The following is a 23,447-nucleotide window of genomic DNA, read 5'->3' as shown; positions in this document are numbered from 1 at the left end:
ATTTATTTAACTTTATTGAGCCAATGACTGAAGGACGCTGCCACAAATATTATGACTTGAACCGATCGGCATCACTTCACAACTTGATGGTTCTACTATTGACAGACCACTCCAATCAACAATTCTGACAAAGCGCTCGCTAGATTCACCTCCACAAGTAGCTTTTACGAGATAGTCACCTACACTAGGAAAGTTAACTACAATGGGAATATTTGTACTTTGCTGTAACTTTTCCCAAATTTGGGAATCATCCGATAATCGAGTTACTTGTAACTCAACTGTGGGATGGAAACCAAAGATAGTTACTAGAGGGCTATGTCCCTCTAGCCATGCACCCAATTGAGGTACGCGCAAACCACCTGAAAAGCTAATAGATAAACGGACACTGGGTTGCAAAGCATCTTTAAGTTCTTGACTTTTGATAAAGACTGCATCCCAAGCTTGGGAAACAACCATGCAGGTGTGAATTTCAAACCAGGTAGAATTTTTAAATACTGGTTGTGCTCCACCCTGCCATTTCAATAGCTGCTCATCTTGCAACCGTTGAATATCTGAGAGCAGTTCTTTTTTGTAGAGTAGGATAAATGGCGTACCGAGGGATGGCGTTCCCCAAGAAGCATAGGCTCCTGAATCTGGGTTATCGGGATCTGGAATTAATATCCAAAAGTTACGCTCGGGCAAAATTAGGGAATCCAGGTCTGTAGAACAACTAATTTGGTATCTTGCACCGCGATCCAATTCATTCATATTTATTGGATTTTTTAGAGGGAAATACCATCCAGCGCGTTCGTCCCGAAGCTGGTGAACGTTATCTCTGTACTGAACTTGTACCGATTCTACTGGTCGCCCTTTTAGCTGTTTCGGGTAGAGATAGTAATCAATCTGGCCCAAGAATGGATCTTCAGTGCGATATAAACCTGCAAAAAGGTAGCGGCTCCAGGTGCGTACTCCTTGTTTTAGTGTTACTGGTTTCCCCTCATTTTGCCATTGTTCGTAAACTTCGTGAATTGCTTCGGCAACGGCTTCATAGCGCTGCCTGTTGTCCGTCAGTAACTCTTTTAAGTGTTGGCAAAGCCTCGGCGTCTCGCGGCGGACATGAGTAAATAAAGTTTGGGCATCCCATTGGGCTGTCCATTGCTTTTCGTTAAATATATCTAGAAGTCGGTTTTTATCAGCGTGGCGTAGAAGAGATTGCGAAATTGGATAATTTATATAGGTAGTTGGACCACCGCGACCCCGAACTGCTGAAGGTAAAAATCCCTGTTGCCTTAGCCAAAGATTCCATTCTTTCCATAGCGGTTCTTCAGCAGCGGAACCAGATTCCATGCCCGGTGGACGACGAGCGTCGGACAGACCTAAAATTTTCTGCAATCGCCGGAAGTAGTTTAGTTCTGATATTTTTTCTTCCTCAGCCATCTGATAGGCGGCTAGGACTGTGGCACTGAGAAAGGCAATACTTTTGGGTAAACCGTCAGAATCACACCCTCGCAAGTTGCTCAAATTAACTTGTTGGTCAATGATGACTCTTTTCCTTACGGCAATCAAAAAGTCATCGCGACCGTTGTTGACGCCCGTATCCTTTCCAAATTCTAGACCAATACGCTCGAGTACATCGTCGTCAACGCTTACGTAAAGTTTAGTACCGCGCGGTACGCCACTGGTAAAGTAAGACACTAATGCTTGGTTCCATTCTCTGTAGCTTGCCATTGCTGTTTTCGCTTCTTTGGCTTACCATCTGAGCCGTTTGTTTAAATTATCCCAGGTTTGTGTGACTATTGGTAGTTAATGAGATTCAGCCTGGCGTTGCTGAATACAGGTATAAATTCAAGATTTCGGAATGGGTATAAGCTAAGTAGGGTGAGTTTTGTAACATCAAGCGAAAAGTTGATTCATACCGTGAATCAGCAACGCCTAGAAACCATTAATTCGATAGGTTTCGATTACCAGAGTAATTACCAACCCAATACAAATAAAACCCCTCACCTGATTTTATGATTAAAAAGCTCTTCTTACTTCTTGTTTGCTTATTTGTAGTCATGATTGGCTTCGGAGTAAGCCTGCCTGTACTTCCTTTCTACGCCCAACATTTACATACAGCAGTTGTTCCGCGTGAGACGATCGCCATTCACATTACCTTATTAACCAGCATTTACGCCTTCGCTCAGTTAATTACAGCACCGTTTTGGGGGCAATGGTCAGATCGAGTCGGCAGGCGACCCTTAATTTTGATCGGAATTGCCGGTTCCGCGATCGCTCAACTACTATTTGGGTTTGCATCATCCCTCGCAATGCTGTATGTTGCTCGATCGGTCGGTGGGGTTCTAGCCGCTGCGATGCTGCCTGCTGCTGCGGCTTATGTTTCGGATGTAACGACTGAGCGCGATCGCACCCAAGGAATGGCTTGGCTCGGTACAGCAGTGAGTCTTGGAGCAATTGCTGGACCAGCTTTTGGTGGTTTGACAACTCGTGAAGACTTACATTTTACCCTCGGTCTTTTCGATCTCAAAATTGAAAATTATGCTCCTCCCTTTTTTCTAGCTGCGGGTTTGATGTTCTTAACGCTGCTAGTCGCTCTCCGCTGGTTGCCAGAATCGTTACCATCGAGATCCGCAACTGTAGTCCCTCGTCAGCCAGCACTAGATTGGAAAAGGCTGGATAAACCATTATTACTGCTGTTGGGTTTAGCCACGATCGCCCAGTTTGGACTCACGATGTTTGAAGCCGTTTTTGCATTATATGCTCAAGAAATATTGGGATACGGGCCCGTCCAAACAGGCTTTGTATTTATGATGTGTGGCTCAGTGATGGCAGTCTTTCAAATCATTGCAGTGAGCTTTTTGTCTCGATATATGAATGAGATCGCCCAAGTTGCTCTGGGATTTGCACTCATGGGAAGCGGAATCTTCCTGCTGCTAATGGCGCGATCGCTTCCGATTGTGCTGGGAGTTGTCGCTATATTGGCATTCGGTATGGCATTGATTACCCCAAATGTAGCTGCTTTGATTTCAAAACGGGGCGGTCAACACACGGGAACAGTGTTAGGAATTCAAAATGCCGCTAATAGCCTCGGACAAGTTGGGGGATCAATGTTAGGGGGCGTTTTATTTGCATGGCAGGTAAGCGCCCCTTATAGCTTTGCTGGCTTTTTACTAATGGGAACTGGCTTAATGCTGGGTTGGATGCAGAAACATCAGCATTGATGATTCAGGCACAACACTACCTCACGTCTGGCATCAAGCTTGAGTTAGTGAGAAAAATTCAGGTTCAGGGTTACTGACTAAACTCCCGCTTTGGAACCTCAGAGCGGAACAAAGAAATTGCCGCGACGGTGGCTAACACCTGAACGGCAACAAAAATTCTTAGATTCTTGACTGCTTGTTTGAAGCCTTCTGGTGTGAATAGATTTATATTAGGATGCTCCAACCACCAACAAAGCAGTAAACAGAGCAGTAAAACTGTTAGGGCGACACCGTTTTTCTGATTCCAAAGAACGCCTTGTCTGTTAGTTCTTTTCACAGCATCCTAAATATTTCCCAAAAGGCGATCGCATGGCGATCGCCATAACCGTCTATCTGGAGCGGTTGCTTTAATTTCCTCTCATCCCAGACATACCAGGCATATTTTTCATCATATCCTTGCAACAGCTACATCCGCCTTCAGTAGGCTGCTGCGGAGCCTGATTGGTTTGCGCTATTGTTTGACTAGCAGTCTGGTTGTGAGTGTCTGCAAACGAGGGATTAGCTGTCAAAGCTAACAACGTTAAGCCAGCTATAGTTCCACCGATTACTGTTTTAGCAAGTGTGAGCATACTCATCTTTATCCTCAATTGAGTGACTAATTTTCTTAGAACTAAGTCCATACTAAACTCTCAACCTCACTAGAGAGTCAAGGCCTAGATTCAAAAATTCGAGTAAATATGCCTGAAGAATGATGTTGACTTCTCTACTTGACTCTCTACTCGACTAAAGAGTTTAAGATAATAGAACAGAAATTTTGGTAAAGATAATGAAAAAACGGCGTTGCTGATTGACGGTATGAATCAACTTTTCTGGGAAGTTACAAAACTCATTTAAACGCTTTGATTAAAGCCTCAAACTGCACTCGCAGTGACTTATCATGAGGCGAAACGGGCGGGATTTGGCGGTTAATACCTAAAAATTCATAAACTGCCATTTGAGCAACTCGCACCGAATACTCAACCGTGAAGACAACATCATCAGGAATTTCGACAAACTGGCTGATGAAAGCAAGGTTCTTCGAGCTGCGAGGAATCGGCAACGGTCGATCCGTGCCTAAACGAGGCATAAACATACTTGTGATGTACGGCATCCTGCAAGGAATGCAGTTTGCCGATTCCACAGTATGCAGATCGAATCGTAGATGACCGCAGAGTTCTCGCAGAATTTCTTCACCGTTACACTCGCTCATCGGCTTGGGCACAAAATCACCCACGCGATCGGGGAAAAGAGCGTATCCCCAGAAGACCTGTATATCAACAGGTTGATTTATAAAGTGGGGTTGATAGGCGAGCACGATAGACATCAGCCAGTTGGAGTCTTTAAACGTGACAAGCCCACCAGTTCCCGGTTGATTGCTGCTAAATTCAAGCATTTTGTTGAAGAATGTAGGGGTTTTTAGTGTGACTGTAAAAGACTCCCACAGTGACTCGGCAATGCTGTTGTTAAAAGCAGAAGGATTACCGAAATCTGGGCGTTCTGCCGCCAGCTTTTCCCACAAATTCCAACTGTCGCTGTCCTGTTTGGTCAGCTTCTTGGGCGCACTTGTCATAGAACCCAAACTTGAGGCATCAGTCATCGATCCGTTTTGCAGAAAAACCAGGTCGCCGTCTTTAAGCGCGATCGCTTTACTTTCACCCTTCTGCTGATAATGAATGCCTGTCACCACAAACTTGCCTTCTTCGGTGTTGCGATCGAGATCTGTGACCTTGCAATCGACGATGAAATTGACACCTTGATCTGCGAGCCAACTCTGAAGTGGACGAACCAATGAATCGTACTGATTGTAAATGGTTCGCTTCACCCCAGCAAGGGTTTCAATCCGAGAGAATTCGAGCATGAAGCGATGCAAGTAACGCTTGAATTCAACGGCACTGTGCCACGGCTGGAAGGCGAATGTAGTTGCCCACATAAACCAGAATTCAGTCTTGAAGAATTCTGGAGAAAGCCAATCAGTGATACGACTAGCAGCCAATTCGTCTTCATCAGCTTGGCTAAGCTTCAGCAACTCTTGACGATCTTGCATGGAAAAGCCCATTGAACTCACAGGGACTTTTGCTCGGCGGCTGTCAACGAGACGCGCCATAGAATTTGACTTATGCCGTTCATTAAACTCCATAGTTTCGTCAAACACTGTTTTACCGGGCGAACTTAGGGAGGGGATGGACTTGTAAAGATCCCAAGTGCATTCATAATTGTCACTCGTCAACATCCGTCCCCCCCGCATCGAATAACCGTCTACAGGGTTCCCGGCTCCATCCAAACTCCCGCCCAAGATGGGCTTTACTTCTAGGATAAAAATATTTCTGCCAGGGAGTCCGCCGTCGCGAATCATGAAGGCTGCGGCTGCTAAAGAGCCGATACCACCACCCAACAGATAGGCATTAAATTCCTTGTCCATGTCGATTAATTAGCTCCGCTTTTCGAGATAACCCAACATATGACGGCGAGCCAGATAAAGGATGAATGGTGGTAAAACGATCCACTGAATTACGGCCAGTAAACTCATCCCTAGAATGGGTACTGCCAGCACCGGAACCCCATAGACTTTAGAAACATTAACTCGATAGGTTTCGATTACCAGAGTAATCACCAACCCAATACTGGTAAACAGGAACGCCAGCTTCGAGGTGGGATAAAGCACCCACTTCCGCGAACGAACTAACACACTCACCACCCAACTACTAAATAGAATAATGACCCCATCGCCGAAGGAGCAGTGAGTCAAGTCATTGATTTTGTCGGCTAAAGAGGGACTTCGGTAGAACTCGTAATAGGGAGCCTGCCAAACTTCGTAAACAAAGTTGAGCAAAAAGGCAAAGAGAAACAGGTTGGTTTCTGGTGCCGCCAGAATTTGGAAGATTCTCTTGGACATAAACTCTTACTCCTCCAAGATATGCAGTTAATCACTCAAACGAACGCGACGTAACGACATTGCATTAATTGAAACAACGACCGTCGAAACACTCATTAATATTGCGCCCAATGCTGGCGTTAATAGAAGGCCGAACGGTACACCAATTCCTGCTGCTAAAGGAATTGCAACGACGTTGTACCCAGTTGCCCAAAGCAAGTTCTGAGTCATTTTGTTGTAGGTCGCTTTCGCAAGTTTAAGCGCGTAGGTTGCATCAAGCGGATCGCTTTTAACCAAAATTAAATCAGCCGACTCGATCGCCACATTGGTTCCAGCGCCGATCGCCAGTCCTAAATCCGACTCGGTTAAAGCCGGTGCATCATTGATTCCATCGCCCACAAAGGCGGTTGGCTTCTCAGCTTTGAGCTTACGAATCAATGCAGCTTTATCCTGTGGTAGGACACGAGCATAGTAGCGATCGATCTGCAAATCCCCAGCAACCGCCTTGGCAACCGCTTCGGCATCGCCTGTAATCATGACCACTTGCACGTCCATTTTCTGTAATTTCACAACCGCTTCTCGTGCAGATGCCCGCACCTGGTCTGCTAACCCGAATAGGGCGAGAACTTGCTTGTCGTCCATCAGCACGATCGCACTTTCACCACGAGATTCACGTTCTTGTAGTCCCTTTTGCAACGCTGGCGGAAACTGCAATTTCAACTCTTGAACCCATTCTGGTCTGCCAACCCGATAGCGCTGACCGTTTACCACGCCTTCAACGCCCTGACCGGGAACTGCTTTGAAGTCACTGGCTTTTGAAAGCTCGATTTTGCGATGGCTGGCTTCTTCTACGATCGATTGTCCAAGCGGGTGTTCTGATAAAGATTCGAGAGAAGCAGAAATGCCCAAAGCTTTTAACTCATCTATACTATCTGTATAAATTCGTTGCACGCCAAAATGTCCGGTTGTCAATGTCCCCGTCTTATCAAATGCGATTGTTTTAATGTCTTTGGCTCGTTCAAACGCTTCTCGATTTCGTACCAGAATGCCGTTTTTAGCGGACATTCCAGTAGCGTTAACTAGAACTAAGGGAATCGCTAAACCTAACGCATGAGGACAAGCAATCACCAATACAGTAACGGCGCGATTAATTGCAAATGTTAAACCATCTGGTTTAACAGATAGCCAAATGATGAACGCTAGCGTAGCGATCGCGATCGCTGTATAAGTTAGCCAATAGGCGAGTCGATCGGCTAGTGTTTGAAATTTACTTTTAGATGCCTGCGCTTCCTCAACTAGGCGCATAATTTGGCTCAAGGTTGTTTTATCTCCGGTGCGAGTGACTTTGATTGTCAAAGCGCCTTCTCCATTGACTGCTCCGGCGATCGCTTCATCGTTGGCTTTTTTGACCACCGGGCGCGACTCCCCAGTGAGAAAAGCTTCGTTGACGTTGGAAGTACCCTCGATGACCTCACCATCAATTGGGACTTGTTCACCGGGACGAATCAGAATTAGATCGCCCTCAACTAATGCGCTTACTTGGACATCTTCTATCTGCCCATTCGCCTGCTTCTTGTGAGCGACAGAAGGTACTAACTTGGCAAGTTCTTGTAGAGCATTGCTGGCTCCCAGCACAGAAGCCATTTCCATCCAGTGACCGAGCAGCATGATATCGACTAAGGTGGCCAGTTCCCAGTAGAAAGAATCTCCCGCCAATCCAAGAGTCACTGCCACACTGTAGACAAACGCCACGGTGATTGCTAGAGCAACCAGAGTCATCATGCCAATTTTACTGCGGAGTTCGTAGTAAGCTCCCTTCAGAAAAACCCAGCCACCATAGAAATAAATAATCGTTGAGAAAATGGGAATCACCCAATTCGCACCTGAAAACTGGATGGCTTCATAACTAAACCAATCCTGAAACATGGGCGCAAAATAGAGAACGGGCAGCGTTAGTAAGAGGCAAATAAAGAAGCGTCGTTTGAAAATCTCTGGGCTGTGTCCAGCGTGTTTGTCGTGACCTGCGTGTTGAGCGTGATTAGGCTGTTTACCGTGAGCACTATGATTGCTGTGTGGGTCAGGTAGATTCCTTTCAAGTTGCTGTTTGTGTTCGTGGTGCCCAGCGTGTCCTGGCTTGGGTTGGGTTTGTCCATGTTGATGGCGATCGTGGTTCATAAATTAATCCTCCTAATTTAATGTGATGCCCTGGTTGGCAGATTTACAGAGAAGGAAGCTAGGGCGAAATTTTAGAGAGGCGATCGCCGAATTAAAATCAGCCTTCTAAAATAAGTTTGTCCAAATTTTTCGATTTCACTGACTGCTAACTCCATCAGTCGTGCGTCCGCTCATTTCATTCTCGTGAATGCGGTAGATTGCAATCACCTCTGCTCGTCCCCAAGCATCGATCCAGGTTCGATTGATCGCAGGCGAAAGTGTTGGATTCTGCGTTTTGACAAATTGCATCACCCGATCAATATCTTGCTGCTCAGTGAGGCGTTCAGCGCGACCATTCACAACAACGCTGCGCCAGTGCACCAGATCGTGAACTTCTTCGATCTGTAAGCAAACTTTTGGATTTGCATCCATATACTCAGTCTTCATTCCCACCGTTGTGAAGATATATATTTCTGAGTCTTTAAGGTAATAGTGCATAGGCACAATATATGGATACCCTTCGCCTATGCAGCCGAGGTGTCCATATCCTACTTTATGTAGCAGTTCGTGTATTTCTTTTTGTCCCATTTCATCGATATCTAACATTACTGTTCTCCACTGCTAATTTCAAAATCATCGATCGCTACTAAAACTCTCTGATATACAAAACCTTCCCCAATGCCAGAATGCGCGCGATCGGAGGTGATTGTATGCAACAGTCCTTGCATACCCACTTTGACTGTAATAAAACAATCTGAGGAACTTATGAGGAGTTAAGAAAAGTTTGAGTTTGAGAATGTTAATAATGAATTAAGACTTCGTTTATTGGAGAATAGCCCTAGAGTCTCCCGCAGAAAAAATACAAGCACACCCAGCAACTTTAGACTGATGCAAGGCTTCGGATGCGGCTTGATAAAGAGAAGGCAAATCCGTTCCATTATCTGGATATTGAGCAATTCCAGCGCTAAATGTGATCCGAAATTGAGTTTGCTCGGGAGCAACGAATTTTCTGTGGTGGAGCGTTGCTAATAATTGAGTGAGTCTTTGAATACCATCTGCCTTAATCATGCTAGATAAGGCAACCACAAATTCATCGCTCTCCCAGCGAGCAACGACTGCATTTTGCCTAAAAGTTTGCCGGAGCAATTGTCCCCACTGACGCATCACCATGTCGCCAGTATTGTACCCGTGACGATCGTTGATCTGTTTGAGATTGTCTAAGTCCAGAACTGCTAGACAGAGCGGCTGCTCCTGTTGATTTGCAAGTTGAAGGTATTTGTTTAAGTCTTGGGTTGACTTATTGCGGTTAGAGAGTTTGGTTAAATAATCTGTCTCAGCAGCATTCTGAAGGAGTTTGATCCGTTCTAGGCGATTGATGATGCGACTGACCAATTCTGGCCCTACGATCGGCTTGCTCACAAAGTCATCTGCACCCACTGAAAACATTTGATTGACGATCGCAGCATCGGTATGCGCCGTCAAAAAAATGATCGGCAAGCGCCCCCAGCGCGAATTGTTGCGGATAATTTTGCAAAGCTCCACGCCGCTCACACCAGGCATTTTCACATCTAAAATTAGCAGATCCGGTGAGCATGATTTCAACGTTTCCCAAAATCGTTGAGGAGCGTTGAGCGTTGTTACGCTCAATCCCCAGGGTTCTAGGAACTCCTTCAGAGTTGCAAGAATCTGGGGCTCAGCATCAACGACCATCACCCGTTGCTTTGCTGTCTCTGCTTGTTGTGCCGCTTGTGCGATCGCTTTCAGCACTTGAGCCGGGGGCAAGGGTTTGTGTAAAAAACTATGTCCGCCGAGTTGGGCAACTTCTAGGCGATCGGTTAATTGATCGTGACTGGTTAAAACTAGAACTGGCACAGAAGGAGTTTGATGACTGAGCTTTGCCAGCAGCCTTAAACTCTCTGTTGTGGGATGAGTAATATCGGGATCGAGTAGCACAACGGTAGGCGCATCCTGCTCAATTTTCGTTTCGGCTTCGGAAAGTGTCGTTGCGATCGCGCTCCGAAATCCCCAGTCCACCGCTTCATTTATCAACTGTTGGGCCAGTTGGCGATCGGGATCGACGATCAATAACAAAGGACGCTCATCCACAAACAGAGACTCTTCCGGCTCGATTCGTTCTGTAGTTAAGTCGTTTGAGGCGGGATCAATTTCTTGACGCTTGGATAAGGCGCTGAGGGTTTGTTGTTGAATCGGTTGAGTCGCTTCATTAGACGTGAGTTGAGCCGTCTTGGTTGAATCAGCGATTGGTTTAAGCCGATAACCCAGTCCATAAACCGTTTCAATCAAATCTGTGGGAGCGCCGACCCCTCTAAATTTCTGCCGTAGCCCCTTAATATGAGTTCTCACGGCATCTTCGCTAGGAGTCTCTCCATACGCCCAGATTTGATCCAAAATTACGCTGTAGGTAAAGACTTGACGACCATTCCGCAAAAAGAACTCTAGGATCGAAAACTCCTTGGGACTTAAGGATAGAAGTTGCCCTGCGTAAGTAACTTCACGACTTGTCGGATCGAGCCGCAAACTACCCTTCTCCAGCACAGATTGAAAAGCCGTGTCTCCGCGACGCAGCAAGGCTCGAATTCGAGCAATCAATACCTCCTGATCGAGCGGTTTCACCATGTATCCATCAGCACCTGCATCTAGCCCGATCGCTTGGTCGTGACCACTGCCTCGCCCTGTTACCAGCATAATTGGCATTTTATAGTCGTGCGCTCTGACTCTACGACAGAGACTGATTCCGTCTAAACGAGGGAGCGTAATATCTATCAGCAGTAAATCATAGTTATAAACAACAATCAGTTCCCAAGCTGCCTCACCATCGTTAGCAACTTCAACCACGTAATTTTGGTTGGAGAGAATGCAAGTAAGTAGGTCGGCAATGGCCTCATCATCTTCTACCACCAAAATTTTCATCAGTCTAAATCCTTTACAGGCTGGTTGCGGTGTCAGATGGGCGGAATCCTCCCATAATGATGAGAAATCATGAAATCAGGATGAAATGAATTGCTCATCGCCAAAAATCTGGAAAAATCTTCCTAAAGACGTAAACCTTGAATCGCTCATAGGTTTCTCATAGTCTGAGCGTAGCTTGAGAGATATAAGAACTTAGTCATCCCCTAACCAAGGTGAAGGGCATAACAATCCGTTCTTCGTTGTGTTGATTCTTTAGGAGCTTAAAACCATGACTACTACTACTACTAAATCTCATCAATCTCTGCTAGAAACCTGCATTCAGAATTGCCTCGACTGTCTTCGTGAGTGTGAGCAATGCGGAACCGCTTGCTTAACCAGTGACATGGTGCAGATGATGGCTCAATGTATTCAGCTATGCCGCGATTGCGCTGATACCTGTGCTCTCTGCGCTCGGTTCATGGCTCGTAATTCTGACCTGCACGCTCAAATGTGTGCGGTTTGTGCAGAAGCGTGCGATCGCTGTGCGACTGAGTGTGAGAAGCACGACCACGATCAGTGTAAGAAATGCGCTCAAGCCTGCCGTCGTTGTGCTGAATCTTGCCGTCAAATGGCTAAAGCAACGGCATAAAACCATTTATTTAGCACGTTGGCTGCTGCATGAGCGATCGCGCTCAACCATTATCCTACGCAACAGCCATCAGTGCAGAATCAGTACCCGCTTTAGCTGAGTTTTATCAAATGGAGCCATGCAAAATTGTTCTTATTGCTCCGATAAACTTCTCCGACACATCCAAGGTGGATCTATCCACTGGTTTTGTCGAAGTTGCTGGCAAAAAATGCCCGTTCCTACATCAAAAGCTGGACAAGCAAAAAGTTCTCTCTCTAGCTTTACATCGCTCATAAGTTTCTCACAATCTAAGCGTAGTTTAAAAAGTAGAATAACGTGATCATCCCTTAGCCAAGGTAAGTTTATGAATAAGAAGTTTTTGGTTTACAGTTTAGTCGGGCTACTCAGTAGTGGTGCTGTGACGGGGTTTGTTCTTGGTAACAGCAAACAGGCTCAGTCATTACCTGCACCAGGAAATCCTCAACAACCCAGATCAGTCCGAGTCGATCAGCATTTTATCGAAATGATGATCCCGCATCACCAAGATGCGATCGCAATGGCTGATCTTGCTTTTAGTCGCGCCAAACGCCCAGAAGTTAAAAAATTAGCCCAAGCGATTAAAAAAGACCAAACTCGTGAAATTCAAGAGATGCGTAGCTGGTACAAACAGTGGTTCGGCAAAGAAGTCCCTGCACCTTCAATGAATGACATGGGCATGATGGGAGAGCACCACAACCAAGGGCAGGGCACAGGCTCAGGCATGATGGGTGAGGGCATGATGAGCATGAAAACTGACCTCGACGCGCTCAAGAAAGCCCCGGACTTTGACAAAGAATTTGTGCGCCAAATGATTCCCCATCATCAAATGGCGGTGATGATGGCGAAGATGGCATCTGAGCGTGCTTCTCATCCAGAAATCCGTACTTTGGCTCAGTCAATCATCACATCTCAGAGCGCTGAAATCGCACAGATGCAAGGGTGGTAACAAGCCTGGAATCGCGAGTTGTTCTATTCACAAGGAGGTCTTTATGCACCAACATGGTTCATCAAATCAGTCCCAGCCCGATCGTCAGCCAACTCGTCTCAGCTTGCCAATTAAGGTTGTGCTGTATGTGTCGATCGGGATTATTGCGTACTTTTTGATTACAGAACATTGGGCGCATTTAGCGGGATTCTTACCGTACTCTTTACTGTTCATCTGTATATTCATGCACCTATTTATGCACGGAGCACATGGGGGACATGGAGGACATGGAGACGGTAACAGCGGCAATAGCCCATCTCGCTGAAGGCAATTATTCGTACTCTGTAAATCAATTTATGTCCAGGAGATCGAACCATGAGAGATATGAGTAACGTTCCTGCTTACGGACTGTGGGGATTAGTGATTATTAATTCCCTGATATTTATCATCTTTGCCTTTAGTTTCACCAAGCCGCGTAACCCTAGAGATTGGCGATCGTTCGGGGCATTTTCAGCATTCATTGTGGCATTGTTCACAGAAATGTATGGGTTCCCCTTAACGCTTTACTTATTCTCAGGCTGGCTGCAAACCCGCTATCCAGGATTGAACATTTTTTCCCATGATGCTGGGCATCTGTGGTGGACATTCCTGGGGTGGAAAGGCGATCCTCATTGGAATCCGATTCACCTTCTGAGTAATGTACTAATTTTTGGTGGACTGATTTATTTAGGAAATGCTTGGGAAGTTCTCTACAAAGCTCAACGAAGTCATACATTGGCGGTTTCAGGGCCATATTCAACCATTCGCCATCCGCAGTATGTCGGCTTCATTGTCATCATGTTGGGCTTTTTGCTGGAATGGCCTACTCTCGTGACGTTGCTCATGTTCCCCATTTTGGTCGCGATGTATATCCGATTAGCTCACCAAGAAGAACGGGATGCCTTAGCAGAATTTGGTGAGGAGTATGCCCGTTATGCCGCACTGACACCTGCATTTGTCCCCTGGGGTCATCGCAACATTCAGAAAAAACTAGCTCATTCACAGGAGTCTCACCATGACATCTAGTATTTTTTTCTAGGACTAGGAACTGTGATTACCTTCGTGCAAGTTTTTCCTTTTCAAAGTTGAGTGTTCATTTAAACAGGTAGAAAAATATGAGTGATCTAATTGTGATTGGCTTTCCTGATGAATTTAAGGCAGATGAAGTGTTGCTCGATCTCAGAAAAATGGAGCGGGAATATCTGATCGATCTAGAAGATGCAGCGATCGTGGTCAGAAAGAAAGATGGCAAAGTCAAGATTAAACAAACTCAAGAACTCGTCACCGGTGGCGCGTTAAGTGGCGGCTTCTGGGGACTGTTAATCGGCTTGATGTTTTTTGAACCCATACTGGGAATTGTGGGTGCAGCAGTGGGTGCCCTTTCCGGTGCCTTAACGGATATCGGCATTGATGACAATTTCATTCAAGAACTAGGCAACACGATCGAACCTGGAACCTCTGCCATTTTTGTTTTGGTGAGAAAGTCTACACCTGACAAGGTTTTGGACGACTTGAGCAAATTTGAGGGAAAAGTCCTACGAACTTCGTTATCCCACGAAGATGAGGCACAACTTCAGGCAGTTCTTACGAAAACCGAAGCAGGGTAAGTCGTAACTCCAAGAAATCTCGAAGCCACCACGTATCATTCTGAAAGGAGATTCTATGTTTCACAAAATTCTAGTGGCGATCGATCAATCCGATCTGACCGATCATGTTGTTGAAATCGCGATCGATCAGGCAAAAACGACCGGAGGCAGTTTGCTCCTGCTCCATATTATCCATATGCAGGAGAAAGGGTTTCCCCAGATCGAAGGACTTATCAGCGGAAGTTACAATCCTGAGTATTTTAATACAGAAGTACAGTTCTACGAACAGCATTGGAAAACCTACAAACAGATGGGCTTGAAGTTACTGCAAGCCTCTAGTGAACGGGCGATCGCAGCGGGTGTAGGTGCAGAATCTATGCAAAAAACTGGCGACTTTGTGGATAACCCCGGTGAAACCATCTGTGCGATCGCCCAAGACTGGGAAGCGGATCTGATCGTCATCGGGCATCGGGGACTGTCCGGTGTCAAAGAGTTAATTCAGGGGAGCGTCAGTAACTATGTGTTTCACCATGCCCCCTGCTCTGTTTTGAGTGTGCAACATCCCATCACGATAAAAACTGAAAAAACTGAACCTACTCTCGCTCACACATAGGTCAGAGACTTACAGCAAATGGAAGCAAAATCGAATCAAGCCAACCTCATGTTGGTGCATATTATGTCACCTGGTGAGAAGGGTGTCCAGACATTAGCAGCAGCTACTAGCATTATTACTCCATATCAATGAGGTTTCACAATGGAATGGACGGTTGGATGGTGGCAGGTTTCAGTTCAACGAGTTTATCCAACAACTACACAACTGTCTCAAACCTATAACAAAGCTGCCATCTGGTGGCATCAACTTGTTCGTCTTCTGGGTTATCGTCATGCTTATCGAGAGCTATGGCGATCGCTAAAAAACGCTGATATTTTGCTTCACTGGCCTGATAACCTGAACATTTGTGATTGTGGTATTGGCACAGCGGACTTCAGTCTGGCATTTGCTCAAACTATTAATCCAACAATACAGATTACTGGAGTCGATGTCTCATCGGAGATGCTCAAAATAGCCGATCAACAACTCAGTCAGGCAAATATTCGTCATGAAATCTGTCAAAGTGATGTGAATACGTTGCCATTTGCAGACCATTCTTTTGATGGTGTCATGAGTGCCTATATGCTTGAACATTTACTGAATCCAGCACAGGGATTACAAGAAATGGTCAGAGTTTTGCGTCCGGGCGCACCATTAGTTCTTGTGGTGACTCGATCGGGACTACTCGGCTCACTCATTCAGTGGCATTGGGGCACTCGATGTTTCAACCAGGAAAAACTCTCAGCGCTGATACGTGAAGCCGGGTTAAATCGCGTTCAGTTTTTATCGTTCCCAATAGGATTAGCTCGCTTCACCAGTATGGCTTGTATCGGCTTTAAGAAATCATGATATTTCTAAAAATCTGGTGTTTGGCGATCGCCTTTCCCCTGATCTATTTTATGTGGCTCAAATCTGTCAGTGAAACTATCCTTGAACTGGATGCAGGCTTCCTAATTATTATTAGCTTTGTGGTACTCGTACTCACCCAACAAGCATAAGTGGGTAGTGCTTTTATGTAAAGGATGGAGGATAATAACTTTAGGTTCGGTATTTTGAGGAGTCTGATCATGAAACCCTATCTGATTTGTCCCACTTGTGGTTCTGACGATGTGATGAAAAATGGCATGACTCGTCGGGGCAAACAAAATCACAAATGTCGCGACTGTGGCCGTCAGTTTGTCGAAAACCCTCAGTGGCAAGCCAAGGACACGGACACCTTGGTAAAAATTGAATTGCTTCTTCTGGAGCGGATTTCCCTCGCTGGTATTGCCCGAGTCATGGATGTTTCTGAGAGCTGGCTCCAAAATTATGTGAACCACCTGTACGCTGCCGTAGAACAAAAGGCCACAGTCATCCCGAAACAAGTCGGAAAACATACCATCCAAATCGATGAACTTTGGTCTTTTGTAGACGACAAAGGGACTAAACAATGGGTCTGGTTAGCGATTGACGCCAAGACTCGGGAAGTGATTGGATGTCATATTGGAGACCGTTCCTTGAAGTCGGCTCAAGCATTATGGGATTCCCTACCGAGTGTCTATCGCCAATGTGCCAAGATTTATACTGACCATTGGGAAGCCTATGCTGCGGTTTTACCCAGTAAACGGCATAAGTCTGTCGGCAAAGAAAGTGGATTAACCAGCTACATTGAACGATTGAATAATACACTCAGGCAGCGAGTTTCGCGATTGGTCAGGAAGACGTTATCGTTTTCTAAGAAGTTGGAGAATCACAAGAGTGCTATTTGGAACTTCATTCATGACTATAATCACCAAATCAGATTAGCAATGCTGAAGGCTCGACTGCCTGAATTTTATCCATCCTTTACATAAAAGCACTACCGCATAAGTGTACAGATTACTGCCCGAACAGTGAAACTGAACTGGTTGAAAAGTGGAGAAAAGCATTGCTGATTGTCCAAAACGTTTTTCTTGACTGAACCACACAAAAATAAGGATTTGACATTATGAAACTCCAATTAAAAGTTCCCAATATGACCTGTGGTGGTTGTGTAAACACCATTACTAAAGCGATTAGAACAGTCGATGTTAAAGCTACCGTTCAGGGAGATCCAAAAACCAAGATTGTATCAGTGGAAACTCAAGCCTCAGAAGCTGCAATCAAGGATGTAATTACGGCGGCTGGCTACAAAGTGGCTTAACAAAGTTCTGAAGGGACAAGACAAGCTTATTGACGTATTCAGAAATGAGAGCGATATGCCCATTAAAACCACTTACCAACATCCCCTAACCCGCCGAAACTTTCTTCGAGGGAGTGGATTTGCAGGCGGACTTGTCATCGGAAGCGGAATTCACAGCCTGCTATCCAGTTGTTCGCCTCAATCTTCCACCACAGAAATGGCTCAGGGGAACACCGTAGCCCGTGGGCCGAATGCAAAATTTATTCCCGATATTGAAATCAACCTGAAGGCTGCACCGACAACGGTTCCAATCTTGCCGGGACAAATGACCCAAGTTTGGTCTTACGCAGCACAACTGGTCAAGGGCGACCCAAACAGCTTACAAACCATTCCCGATAGTTATTTAGGCCCCATTATTCGCGTTCGCAAAGGTCAGCGCGTGCGGGTCAACTTCCAAAATAACCTTCCTCAAGGACAAGCCAGCATTGTGCATTGGCATGGATTGATTTTACCAGAGGAGATGGATGGACATCCTCGCTTTGCGATTCAGCCAGGACAGACCTATGTCTACGAGTTTGAGGTGATTAATCGGGCAGGTATGAACTGGTTTCATCCTCATCCAGACGGGCTTACAGGGCAGCAAGCCTATGCTGGCTTGGCGGGACTATTTATAGTCACAGATGCAGAAGAAGAAGCCCTTAATCTACCCACCAAGGCTTATGATGTGCCGATCGTACTGCAAGATCGCACCTTAGATGCCGATAATCAACTCCTCTATCTCGGCAGCAAAATAGGTACCCCCCGTAATAGCAACATGGGCGGGATGCAACAGGGTAATTCCGGTCAATCCAGCAACGGCATGATGGGTGACATGAGCAGCATGATGGGCTTTTTGGGTCAAAAGATATTCGTGAATGGTAAGCCCAACTTCACACTTTCTGCGGCGACACGAGTCTACCGCCTTCGCATCTTAAATGGATCTAATTCACGTATCTACAAGCTTGCGTGGAGCAGTGGCGATCTACTGACCATCATTGGCACTGATGGTAGCTTACTGCCTCGACCTACCGAACGAAAGTATGTCATGTTAGCGCCAGGTGAGCGGATTGATGTTTGGGCAGATTTCAGTAAGTTGAAAGTTGGGACAGAAGTATCTCTAAATAGTCTGGCTTTTTCAGGAGCAGAAAATGTAGGAGGTAGCAGCATGAGCGGCATGATGAGTTCTGACAATGCCCCGGAACTTGGTTCAGCGATGATGCTATTCAACGTCAAGATTGAGCGCAAAGAAAAAGAAACTCTGCGACTCCCCAGTCAACTAGCAGCCCTACCACTATTGCGTCCAGAAGATGCCGTTAATGCCACCCAGCCACGACCTATTGAGCTTTCTCTCAAAGGTATGAAATGGGTGATTAATGGGCAGCCCTTTGAAATGAATACTGTATTACCGCAAGAAACCGTAAAGCTAAATTCGATCGAACAGTGGGAGATTATCAATAAACTCAACCCCGGAGCCATGATGGATGCGAAGGGGATGGCGCACCCTATCCATCTACACGGCGTGCAGTTTCAAGTTATTAGTCGGGAAGTGCTGCCAGAACTTGCCGCAGGATGGCAAACTGTCAAGGATGGCTATGTAGACGAGGGCTTGAAGGATACTGTAATGGTAATGCCGGGTGAGCGAGTGAAGCTGCTCATGAAATTTGAGAAATACAGCGGCTTATATACATACCACTGTCATACCTTAGAGCACGAAGACGCTGGCATGATGAGAAATTATCGAGTCAAGGAATAATCAGGCATCTATCAGGCTAGTTAACCCGCTGTAATTGGTTATAACTTCAATTTCAAAGCCTTTCACTGGATGTCTAATTCTCAGGCTACAGGCGCTACAGCGATATTGTAAAGATGTTTATTGTTCGAGAGACTCTCTTATGAAACCGGATTACCTGATTATCGGCAGTGGTTTATCAGCATTGACCTTTGGTGCTTTGATGGCAAACTCCGGCAAGACTGTGCAAATCCTCGAAGCTCACGAGCATCCAGGGGGATTTGGGCATACGTTTACAATGGCTAAAAAGTATACATTCAATGCTCAATTTCACTACGTCTGGAACTGTGGTGAAGGGCAAACTGTCAATCAAGTGCTCAAAAAACTGGGCTTGGATAAGGAAGTAACTTTTGAACGTTATGACCCGGACGGCTTTGACCATATGCGAATGCCAGGGTATGCGTTGGATATTCCCTCAGAACCAGAAGAACTGATCCAGCGATTATCGGCTCTATTTCCGGCACATGGCGATCGCATTCGCCAATTCGTTAACGAAGTAGAAAAGACTGGCGTAGGCTTGAAAATAATTGCTCCTCCAATCAAGCCGATTAAATTACTCAAACACCCAAGTGAAGCATTATGTGCTTTCCAGCATCTCAACAGCACACTTCAAGATGTATTTGACAAGTTTCAGCTACCCCAAGCCGCTCAAACCCTATTGGCTCTGCAATGGCTTGATTTTTTATTACCTCCAAATCAACTGTCGTTTTATGCTTGGGTGGCATTGTTCCGAGGCTATCAAGCAGGTGCATTTTACCCAACCCAGCATTTTGAGGATGTGATTAATTCCTTAGTCAAGGTGATCGAATCACATGGGGGAGAGGTGTTGCTAAACCATGAAATCACGAATTTTAGAGTCACAGACAGAACGGTTACGGGAGTTCAAGCAATGGATCTCACCAATAATCAAACCTCCGAATTTACGGGTGATACGGTGATTTGCAATATTGACCCTCAAAGAGCCGCCAAGATGATCGGTGAGGAAAAGTTCTCCAAAACTGTGCGTCGAAAACTTAACTATGAATATTCGGCATCTAACTACATGGCGTATTGCGTCGTCAAGGATATAGACCTGCGAGACTATGGATTTGGCAAGTGGAACCTCGCCCATAGCGGGCATCAAGACCTGAATGAATCCTTCGCACAGATGTACGATCGCCATGACTTTTCTAATCCTAGTTTTGCGATTACAACGCCTACTTTACTGACGGAAGCGAGTCGAGATTGCCCAGAAGATTGCCAAATTGTGGAATTTCTCACGGTTGCCAATTACGGCTATTTCAAGCAATTGCGGGAGAGCGATCGCAAAGCTTACAACCAGAAGAAGCAAGAAATCTTGGATTCCATCCTGGATGTTGTGGAAAAACACTATGTGCCGAACTTTAGAAAGCACATGGTCTTCCATATTACGGGCAGCCCGACCACCAATGAACGCTTTTGCTGGTGTCCCAGTGGGAATTCTTACGGCTCCATTCTGACACCGCGCAATGTGGGTCTAGGGCGACTGAATCATGAAACCTCACTCAAGCAGTTCTATTTCTGTAATGCCTCATCTGGCTATCCAGGCTTTGCTGGCACAGTTTGGACGGGAGCATTGCTCTATCAACGATTATCGGGCGACGTGCTTTTAGACGACTAAACAGATGATGTCTACGACGAACTACGCCTACGCGCATTATCCATTTCATAAACTTAGAGGTCAATTATGAGAATTGCTGTTATTGGTGGCGGAGCTAGCGGCATGGCTACAGCCTACCTGCTTGATAAAGAAGGGCATCATGTCACCGTGTTTGAGCGGCAGCCCATGTTAGGAGGGCACATTCGGACATTGAACAAGAACGTGCAGCCGAACCAGTCCGATTGCGATGAAATTTTGGAAAGTGGAGTGCTCGAATTCCCGACTGTCTTTTACAACTTCATCGCGCTGATGCAAGAACTAGGGGTAGAACTAGAACCCGTCGATATTGGTTCAGCCATGTTTCTTAAAGATGGCAGCCACTTTCTATCGGCAGTCACGATCGAGAAGAACTTTGTAGGTGTCCACGGGCTGATCGAACAGTTACGCCTCGATACCATCTATGCCCGTTCTGCGGGATTATGGCTGAGAACGAAATTTGCTAACTTGCAAAATTTGTCCAATCGTCCGCTGTCGGAATATTTGCCAGGCTCCGGTAGCCGCGATACCTGGCTAAAGTTGTTGGTTATGTATAGCTATTCAATCCCATTTGAACTGATTGATGATTTTCCAGCAGAGTTGGCGATTCCGATGTTACGCGACTATCTCGCAGTCAACTGGGTCAGGGTTAAGGGCGGCGTGTATGCTTACATTGAAAAAATCCTGGAACGCTTTAAGGGTGAGATTTTGCTGAATGTAGAGATTGACCGTATTTCCAGAAGCTCGGATGCTGTGAAAATTGTGCGCTCGACGGGTGAAATTCAGGAGTTTGATAAAGTCGTGTTTGCTACGCCCCCTGACCAGGTGATGGCGCTGTTAGCTGACCCGACCGACGCTGAAACTAAACAGTTTTCCGGCTGGAAAGCCCACTATGCAACGACCTTAGTTCATAGAGATATTTCCATGTACGCCCGACATGGCGTTACACAACCCTCAGAATTTGATTTCTTCCAAAAGCCAGACAGTCGCTGGGGCTATAACGCCTGCCTAAATCAGCTTTGCGGTATCTCGTCGCCACAGCATAATTTTTTATCGTTCCAACTAGAGGAGTTGATTGCACCCGATCGCATCATTCACACTCAGGAACATCACACCCCACTCTACACCACGGAGTCGTTCCGCTATCGGGATGAAGTAGTTGCCACCAATGGCGAGAACAATACCTACCATGCGGGAGCCTACCTTGGCGATGGCTTGCATGAAGGAGCGATCGCTTCTGCCTTTCGAGTCGCTCAACTGATTGGGTCAAGCCTTGAGTCAGCTCCTTGACCCAAAACAAGGAACTAAATTTTTATTGAAGTGAGTAACTATGCGTTTCTCAATTCTGCCGACTCCTGCCAATTCTGAACTTTCGATCGCACAAGTCCGGGCGGCTCATCAGGCAGAGCTAGACGCGATCGCGCATTATTGTCGCCTAACGAGTTACCTTGCGGCGGCTCAAAATGCGCTCGATCTAAATGTTGATCTTTATGGCTCGCTCGATTGGGCATATCGAGAGATGGCCTTGCTTAATCAGGGTATGAAAAAATAACTTTAAAATCGAGAAGCTTTGTGATACTGGTTTCTATGATTTGCATATTTAGCCTTTCATACCGTAAATCAGCAACGCCCGATTAAAAAGTTTCTTTTTTCCAGAAAGTTGAAGTTGAGTCAGGACTTCAGGCCAATTCGAGGCGTGTGGCTCCAGTTCAGACCGATCGCATCCGACTCAACATCACTCAACACTTTTGCTTCCATCCCGTACAAATCATTCAGCACCGCCTTGACGTTCGGAAACGCAAAATACTCTGTCAGCTTGCCAATGCGATAATTAAAAGCTTTGTACCGGTGCTTGAAGTACAGCTCCACATTCCCCCGGTGTTCCCACAGTCCCAGCAAATTGACGGTCACATCCGAGTAATGCGCTTTCACATCCCGCTGCACTTCCGCGATGCGTTCCTCGATCGATCGAGTTGTTACCCCAATTTTATAGAAGCAGCTTTCGTCAGCTTTTACCTCAAGGAAGTAGAGCGAGTTCACCAGAATCCGACGAAGCTGTGCTCGATAAATCAGCAAATCAGCCCGCCGTTCATCCAAACAAGATAAACCCGCAGCTTCAGCAATCTCTACAGAGCCTTCCAACGAAGCCAGCTCCGACAGCAGCAAAGGTTCCTGGACTTTGTTGAACAGCGCCAGGGGAAGCGCGCCAACGGGGATTTTACCCAAGTCGGTAAAGTGATAAGTGCGATCGCCCGACGACTCCACCAATCCTTTGAGTTCCCACCGAAAGTTTACCAAGTCTTTGGGAATGGCGTAATTTTGTGCGCCGTACTCTTTCCACAGCACTTTCAATTGCTCTAATTCCTCACCTTTAAGTCGCACGTTGAAGTTATCGTAGAGGGGAAGCGATGGAAACGCTTTGGTTTTAATCCGCTGCGAAACGGGCTTGCAAGTTTCCCCGGTGTGCGCGAAGTGATGTTCTTTCACGGAACCCTTTTTCGCTGTGAGGGAGCCTCCGCAGTAGAGGCAAGCGAGGTTAGTTTTTCCGCGCACAACCTCATCAATGCTCGCCAGTTCTCCGCTGGGAGCAACACCAAATTTAAGCCACATAGTCAAAAGTTCTCCTAAAAGCAGGTTTTCGTAGATGCACCTGCTCCACACGATCGAGAATTGTAACAAATCCAGGGGTGAGAACTTCTGGCGGGCGTGAGTAAAGCGATCAGCACTCGATGCTGTTGATGCGTGACTTTAATCCTTGCATCCACCAAAATCTAAAATCTAAAATCTAAAATCTAAAATTGCTCGTCACCAATCGGGAATTTCTTCAGTCCGAGGCTGATAGGTATTGTGAGAGTTGCTCTC

General features: G+C 46.1%; 26 protein-coding genes. 15 read left to right on the top strand and 11 right to left on the bottom strand.

The annotated features are described in order from the left end of the window. Window positions 1-12 precede the first annotated feature (12 nt). Entirely contained in the window at window positions 13-1,707 is a 1,695-nt protein-coding gene (locus QUB26_RS00410; protein WP_333142803.1) for a hypothetical protein, read from the bottom strand. Window positions 1,708-1,991: 284 nt separating this feature from the next. Between QUB26_RS00410 and QUB26_RS00405 the strand changes: the two genes are divergently transcribed. Beyond that, the gene (locus QUB26_RS00405) at window positions 1,992-3,200 is read left to right on the top strand and encodes an MFS transporter (RefSeq protein ID WP_333237006.1); all 1,209 of its coding nucleotides are present in this window, start codon (window positions 1,992-1,994) and stop codon (window positions 3,198-3,200) included. Window positions 3,201-3,270: 70 nt separating this feature from the next. Here the strand turns inward: QUB26_RS00405 and QUB26_RS00400 are convergent, their stop codons facing one another. From QUB26_RS00400 to QUB26_RS00365, 8 genes are all read right to left on the bottom strand, one after another. After that, on the bottom strand, window positions 3,271-3,516 hold the full coding sequence (locus QUB26_RS00400; protein WP_333237008.1) for a hypothetical protein: 246 nt from the start codon (window positions 3,514-3,516) through the stop codon (window positions 3,271-3,273). 70 nt (window positions 3,517-3,586) lie between these two features. Further along, on the bottom strand, window positions 3,587-3,814 hold the full coding sequence (locus QUB26_RS00395; protein WP_333237010.1) for a hypothetical protein: 228 nt from the start codon (window positions 3,812-3,814) through the stop codon (window positions 3,587-3,589). A gap of 251 nt (window positions 3,815-4,065) precedes the next feature. Beyond that, window positions 4,066-5,637, bottom strand: coding sequence for an oleate hydratase (locus tag QUB26_RS00390; protein WP_333237012.1), 1,572 nt, complete (start codon window positions 5,635-5,637; stop codon window positions 4,066-4,068). Between the two features lie 9 nt (window positions 5,638-5,646). After that, entirely contained in the window at window positions 5,647-6,111 is a 465-nt protein-coding gene (locus tag QUB26_RS00385; protein WP_333237014.1) for a hypothetical protein, read from the bottom strand. Window positions 6,112-6,138: 27 nt separating this feature from the next. Next, window positions 6,139-8,265, bottom strand: coding sequence for a heavy metal translocating P-type ATPase (locus QUB26_RS00380; RefSeq protein WP_333237019.1), 2,127 nt, complete (start codon window positions 8,263-8,265; stop codon window positions 6,139-6,141). 135 nt (window positions 8,266-8,400) lie between these two features. After that, window positions 8,401-8,850, bottom strand: coding sequence for a pyridoxamine 5'-phosphate oxidase family protein (locus tag QUB26_RS00375; RefSeq protein WP_333142796.1), 450 nt, complete (start codon window positions 8,848-8,850; stop codon window positions 8,401-8,403). After that, complete coding sequence (locus tag QUB26_RS00370; protein ID WP_333142795.1) at window positions 8,850-8,978, bottom strand: hypothetical protein; 129 nt, start codon at window positions 8,976-8,978, stop codon at window positions 8,850-8,852. The genes QUB26_RS00375 and QUB26_RS00370 overlap by 1 nt, the downstream gene beginning before the upstream one ends. A gap of 88 nt (window positions 8,979-9,066) precedes the next feature. Next, window positions 9,067-11,175: a response regulator gene (locus QUB26_RS00365; RefSeq protein WP_333237023.1), complete on the bottom strand. Its 2,109-nt coding sequence runs from the start codon at window positions 11,173-11,175 to the stop codon at window positions 9,067-9,069. A 268-nt stretch (window positions 11,176-11,443) separates the two neighbouring features. On the opposite strand from QUB26_RS00365, the gene QUB26_RS00360 reads away from it, so the two are divergent. Then, a complete protein-coding gene (locus QUB26_RS00360) occupies window positions 11,444-11,803 on the top strand; it encodes a four-helix bundle copper-binding protein (protein WP_333142793.1) in 360 nt (119 codons plus the stop codon). Between the two features lie 132 nt (window positions 11,804-11,935). On the opposite strand, the gene QUB26_RS00355 is transcribed toward QUB26_RS00360, so the two are convergent. Next, window positions 11,936-12,076: a hypothetical protein gene (locus QUB26_RS00355; RefSeq protein ID WP_333151717.1), complete on the bottom strand. Its 141-nt coding sequence runs from the start codon at window positions 12,074-12,076 to the stop codon at window positions 11,936-11,938. Window positions 12,077-12,146: 70 nt separating this feature from the next. Between QUB26_RS00355 and QUB26_RS00350 the strand changes: the two genes are divergently transcribed. From QUB26_RS00350 to QUB26_RS00290, 13 genes are all read left to right on the top strand, one after another. Beyond that, window positions 12,147-12,767, top strand: a complete 621-nt coding sequence (locus QUB26_RS00350) for a DUF305 domain-containing protein (RefSeq protein WP_333237028.1) — start codon at window positions 12,147-12,149, stop codon at window positions 12,765-12,767. 43 nt (window positions 12,768-12,810) lie between these two features. Beyond that, entirely contained in the window at window positions 12,811-13,071 is a 261-nt protein-coding gene (locus QUB26_RS00345) for a DUF2933 domain-containing protein (RefSeq protein WP_333237030.1), read from the top strand. Window positions 13,072-13,121: 50 nt separating this feature from the next. Beyond that, a complete protein-coding gene (locus QUB26_RS00340) occupies window positions 13,122-13,811 on the top strand; it encodes an isoprenylcysteine carboxylmethyltransferase family protein (protein ID WP_333302396.1) in 690 nt (229 codons plus the stop codon). 89 nt (window positions 13,812-13,900) lie between these two features. Beyond that, window positions 13,901-14,392 (top strand): DUF1269 domain-containing protein, encoded by a 492-nt coding sequence (locus QUB26_RS00335; RefSeq protein WP_333237034.1) that lies wholly within the window; start codon window positions 13,901-13,903, stop codon window positions 14,390-14,392. Window positions 14,393-14,447: 55 nt separating this feature from the next. Next, window positions 14,448-14,984 (top strand): universal stress protein, encoded by a 537-nt coding sequence (locus QUB26_RS00330; RefSeq protein ID WP_333237036.1) that lies wholly within the window; start codon window positions 14,448-14,450, stop codon window positions 14,982-14,984. A 141-nt stretch (window positions 14,985-15,125) separates the two neighbouring features. Further along, window positions 15,126-15,812 (top strand): class I SAM-dependent methyltransferase, encoded by a 687-nt coding sequence (locus QUB26_RS00325; protein ID WP_333237038.1) that lies wholly within the window; start codon window positions 15,126-15,128, stop codon window positions 15,810-15,812. Then, window positions 15,809-15,961 carry a hypothetical protein gene (locus tag QUB26_RS00320; RefSeq protein ID WP_333237040.1) on the top strand — a complete coding sequence of 51 codons (153 nt, stop codon included), beginning with the start codon at window positions 15,809-15,811 and terminating at the stop codon, window positions 15,959-15,961. The genes QUB26_RS00325 and QUB26_RS00320 overlap by 4 nt, the downstream gene beginning before the upstream one ends. Before the next feature lie 69 nt (window positions 15,962-16,030). Further along, window positions 16,031-16,795, top strand: a complete 765-nt coding sequence (locus tag QUB26_RS00315; RefSeq protein WP_333237042.1) for an IS1 family transposase — start codon at window positions 16,031-16,033, stop codon at window positions 16,793-16,795. 134 nt (window positions 16,796-16,929) lie between these two features. Then, window positions 16,930-17,124, top strand: a complete 195-nt coding sequence (locus QUB26_RS00310; protein ID WP_333237045.1) for a heavy-metal-associated domain-containing protein — start codon at window positions 16,930-16,932, stop codon at window positions 17,122-17,124. A 55-nt stretch (window positions 17,125-17,179) separates the two neighbouring features. Next, window positions 17,180-18,895: a multicopper oxidase domain-containing protein gene (locus tag QUB26_RS00305; RefSeq protein ID WP_333237047.1), complete on the top strand. Its 1,716-nt coding sequence runs from the start codon at window positions 17,180-17,182 to the stop codon at window positions 18,893-18,895. Between the two features lie 139 nt (window positions 18,896-19,034). Beyond that, window positions 19,035-20,570, top strand: a complete 1,536-nt coding sequence (locus QUB26_RS00300) for an NAD(P)/FAD-dependent oxidoreductase (RefSeq protein ID WP_333237051.1) — start codon at window positions 19,035-19,037, stop codon at window positions 20,568-20,570. A gap of 66 nt (window positions 20,571-20,636) precedes the next feature. Beyond that, window positions 20,637-21,875, top strand: coding sequence for an FAD-dependent oxidoreductase (locus QUB26_RS00295; RefSeq protein ID WP_333142781.1), 1,239 nt, complete (start codon window positions 20,637-20,639; stop codon window positions 21,873-21,875). Between the two features lie 40 nt (window positions 21,876-21,915). Further along, complete coding sequence (locus QUB26_RS00290) at window positions 21,916-22,137, top strand: hypothetical protein (RefSeq protein WP_333142780.1); 222 nt, start codon at window positions 21,916-21,918, stop codon at window positions 22,135-22,137. Window positions 22,138-22,256: 119 nt separating this feature from the next. Here the strand turns inward: QUB26_RS00290 and QUB26_RS00285 are convergent, their stop codons facing one another. Beyond that, entirely contained in the window at window positions 22,257-23,195 is a 939-nt protein-coding gene (locus QUB26_RS00285) for a GIY-YIG nuclease family protein (RefSeq protein WP_333142779.1), read from the bottom strand. Window positions 23,196-23,447 lie beyond the last annotated feature (252 nt).

It is taken from the genome of Microcoleus sp. B4-C1, assembly GCF_036705285.1.
In the GTDB taxonomy this organism is placed as follows: domain Bacteria; phylum Cyanobacteriota; class Cyanobacteriia; order Cyanobacteriales; family Microcoleaceae; genus Microcoleus.
The sequence above is the reverse complement of the archived record's forward strand: the minus strand, read 5'-3'. Positions and strand labels throughout refer to the sequence as shown.

Excerpts from the sequence above, each read along its gene's own strand:
- QUB26_RS00375 (WP_333142796.1), bottom strand. The coding sequence starts at position 8,850 with ATGTTAGATATCGATGAAATGGGACAAAAAGAAATACACGAACTGCTA.
- QUB26_RS00285 (WP_333142779.1), bottom strand. The coding sequence starts at position 23,195 with ATGTGGCTTAAATTTGGTGTTGCTCCCAGCGGAGAACTGGCGAGCATT.
- QUB26_RS00310 (WP_333237045.1), top strand. The coding sequence starts at position 16,930 with ATGAAACTCCAATTAAAAGTTCCCAATATGACCTGTGGTGGTTGTGTA.
- QUB26_RS00360 (WP_333142793.1), top strand. The coding sequence starts at position 11,444 with ATGACTACTACTACTACTAAATCTCATCAATCTCTGCTAGAAACCTGC.
- QUB26_RS00410 (WP_333142803.1), bottom strand. The coding sequence starts at position 1,707 with ATGGCAAGCTACAGAGAATGGAACCAAGCATTAGTGTCTTACTTTACC.
- QUB26_RS00335 (WP_333237034.1), top strand. The coding sequence starts at position 13,901 with ATGAGTGATCTAATTGTGATTGGCTTTCCTGATGAATTTAAGGCAGAT.
- QUB26_RS00345 (WP_333237030.1), top strand. The coding sequence starts at position 12,811 with ATGCACCAACATGGTTCATCAAATCAGTCCCAGCCCGATCGTCAGCCA.
- QUB26_RS00315 (WP_333237042.1), top strand. The coding sequence starts at position 16,031 with ATGAAACCCTATCTGATTTGTCCCACTTGTGGTTCTGACGATGTGATG.
- QUB26_RS00380 (WP_333237019.1), bottom strand. The coding sequence starts at position 8,265 with ATGAACCACGATCGCCATCAACATGGACAAACCCAACCCAAGCCAGGA.
- QUB26_RS00365 (WP_333237023.1), bottom strand. The coding sequence starts at position 11,175 with ATGAAAATTTTGGTGGTAGAAGATGATGAGGCCATTGCCGACCTACTT.
- QUB26_RS00300 (WP_333237051.1), top strand. The coding sequence starts at position 19,035 with ATGAAACCGGATTACCTGATTATCGGCAGTGGTTTATCAGCATTGACC.
- QUB26_RS00390 (WP_333237012.1), bottom strand. The coding sequence starts at position 5,637 with ATGGACAAGGAATTTAATGCCTATCTGTTGGGTGGTGGTATCGGCTCT.
- QUB26_RS00385 (WP_333237014.1), bottom strand. The coding sequence starts at position 6,111 with ATGTCCAAGAGAATCTTCCAAATTCTGGCGGCACCAGAAACCAACCTG.
- QUB26_RS00330 (WP_333237036.1), top strand. The coding sequence starts at position 14,448 with ATGTTTCACAAAATTCTAGTGGCGATCGATCAATCCGATCTGACCGAT.
- QUB26_RS00305 (WP_333237047.1), top strand. The coding sequence starts at position 17,180 with ATGCCCATTAAAACCACTTACCAACATCCCCTAACCCGCCGAAACTTT.
- QUB26_RS00350 (WP_333237028.1), top strand. The coding sequence starts at position 12,147 with ATGAATAAGAAGTTTTTGGTTTACAGTTTAGTCGGGCTACTCAGTAGT.
- QUB26_RS00405 (WP_333237006.1), top strand. The coding sequence starts at position 1,992 with ATGATTAAAAAGCTCTTCTTACTTCTTGTTTGCTTATTTGTAGTCATG.
- QUB26_RS00340 (WP_333302396.1), top strand. The coding sequence starts at position 13,122 with ATGAGAGATATGAGTAACGTTCCTGCTTACGGACTGTGGGGATTAGTG.
- QUB26_RS00320 (WP_333237040.1), top strand. The coding sequence starts at position 15,809 with ATGATATTTCTAAAAATCTGGTGTTTGGCGATCGCCTTTCCCCTGATC.
- QUB26_RS00395 (WP_333237010.1), bottom strand. The coding sequence starts at position 3,814 with ATGAGTATGCTCACACTTGCTAAAACAGTAATCGGTGGAACTATAGCT.
- QUB26_RS00355 (WP_333151717.1), bottom strand. The coding sequence starts at position 12,076 with ATGAGCGATGTAAAGCTAGAGAGAGAACTTTTTGCTTGTCCAGCTTTT.
- QUB26_RS00295 (WP_333142781.1), top strand. The coding sequence starts at position 20,637 with ATGAGAATTGCTGTTATTGGTGGCGGAGCTAGCGGCATGGCTACAGCC.
- QUB26_RS00290 (WP_333142780.1), top strand. The coding sequence starts at position 21,916 with ATGCGTTTCTCAATTCTGCCGACTCCTGCCAATTCTGAACTTTCGATC.
- QUB26_RS00325 (WP_333237038.1), top strand. The coding sequence starts at position 15,126 with ATGGAATGGACGGTTGGATGGTGGCAGGTTTCAGTTCAACGAGTTTAT.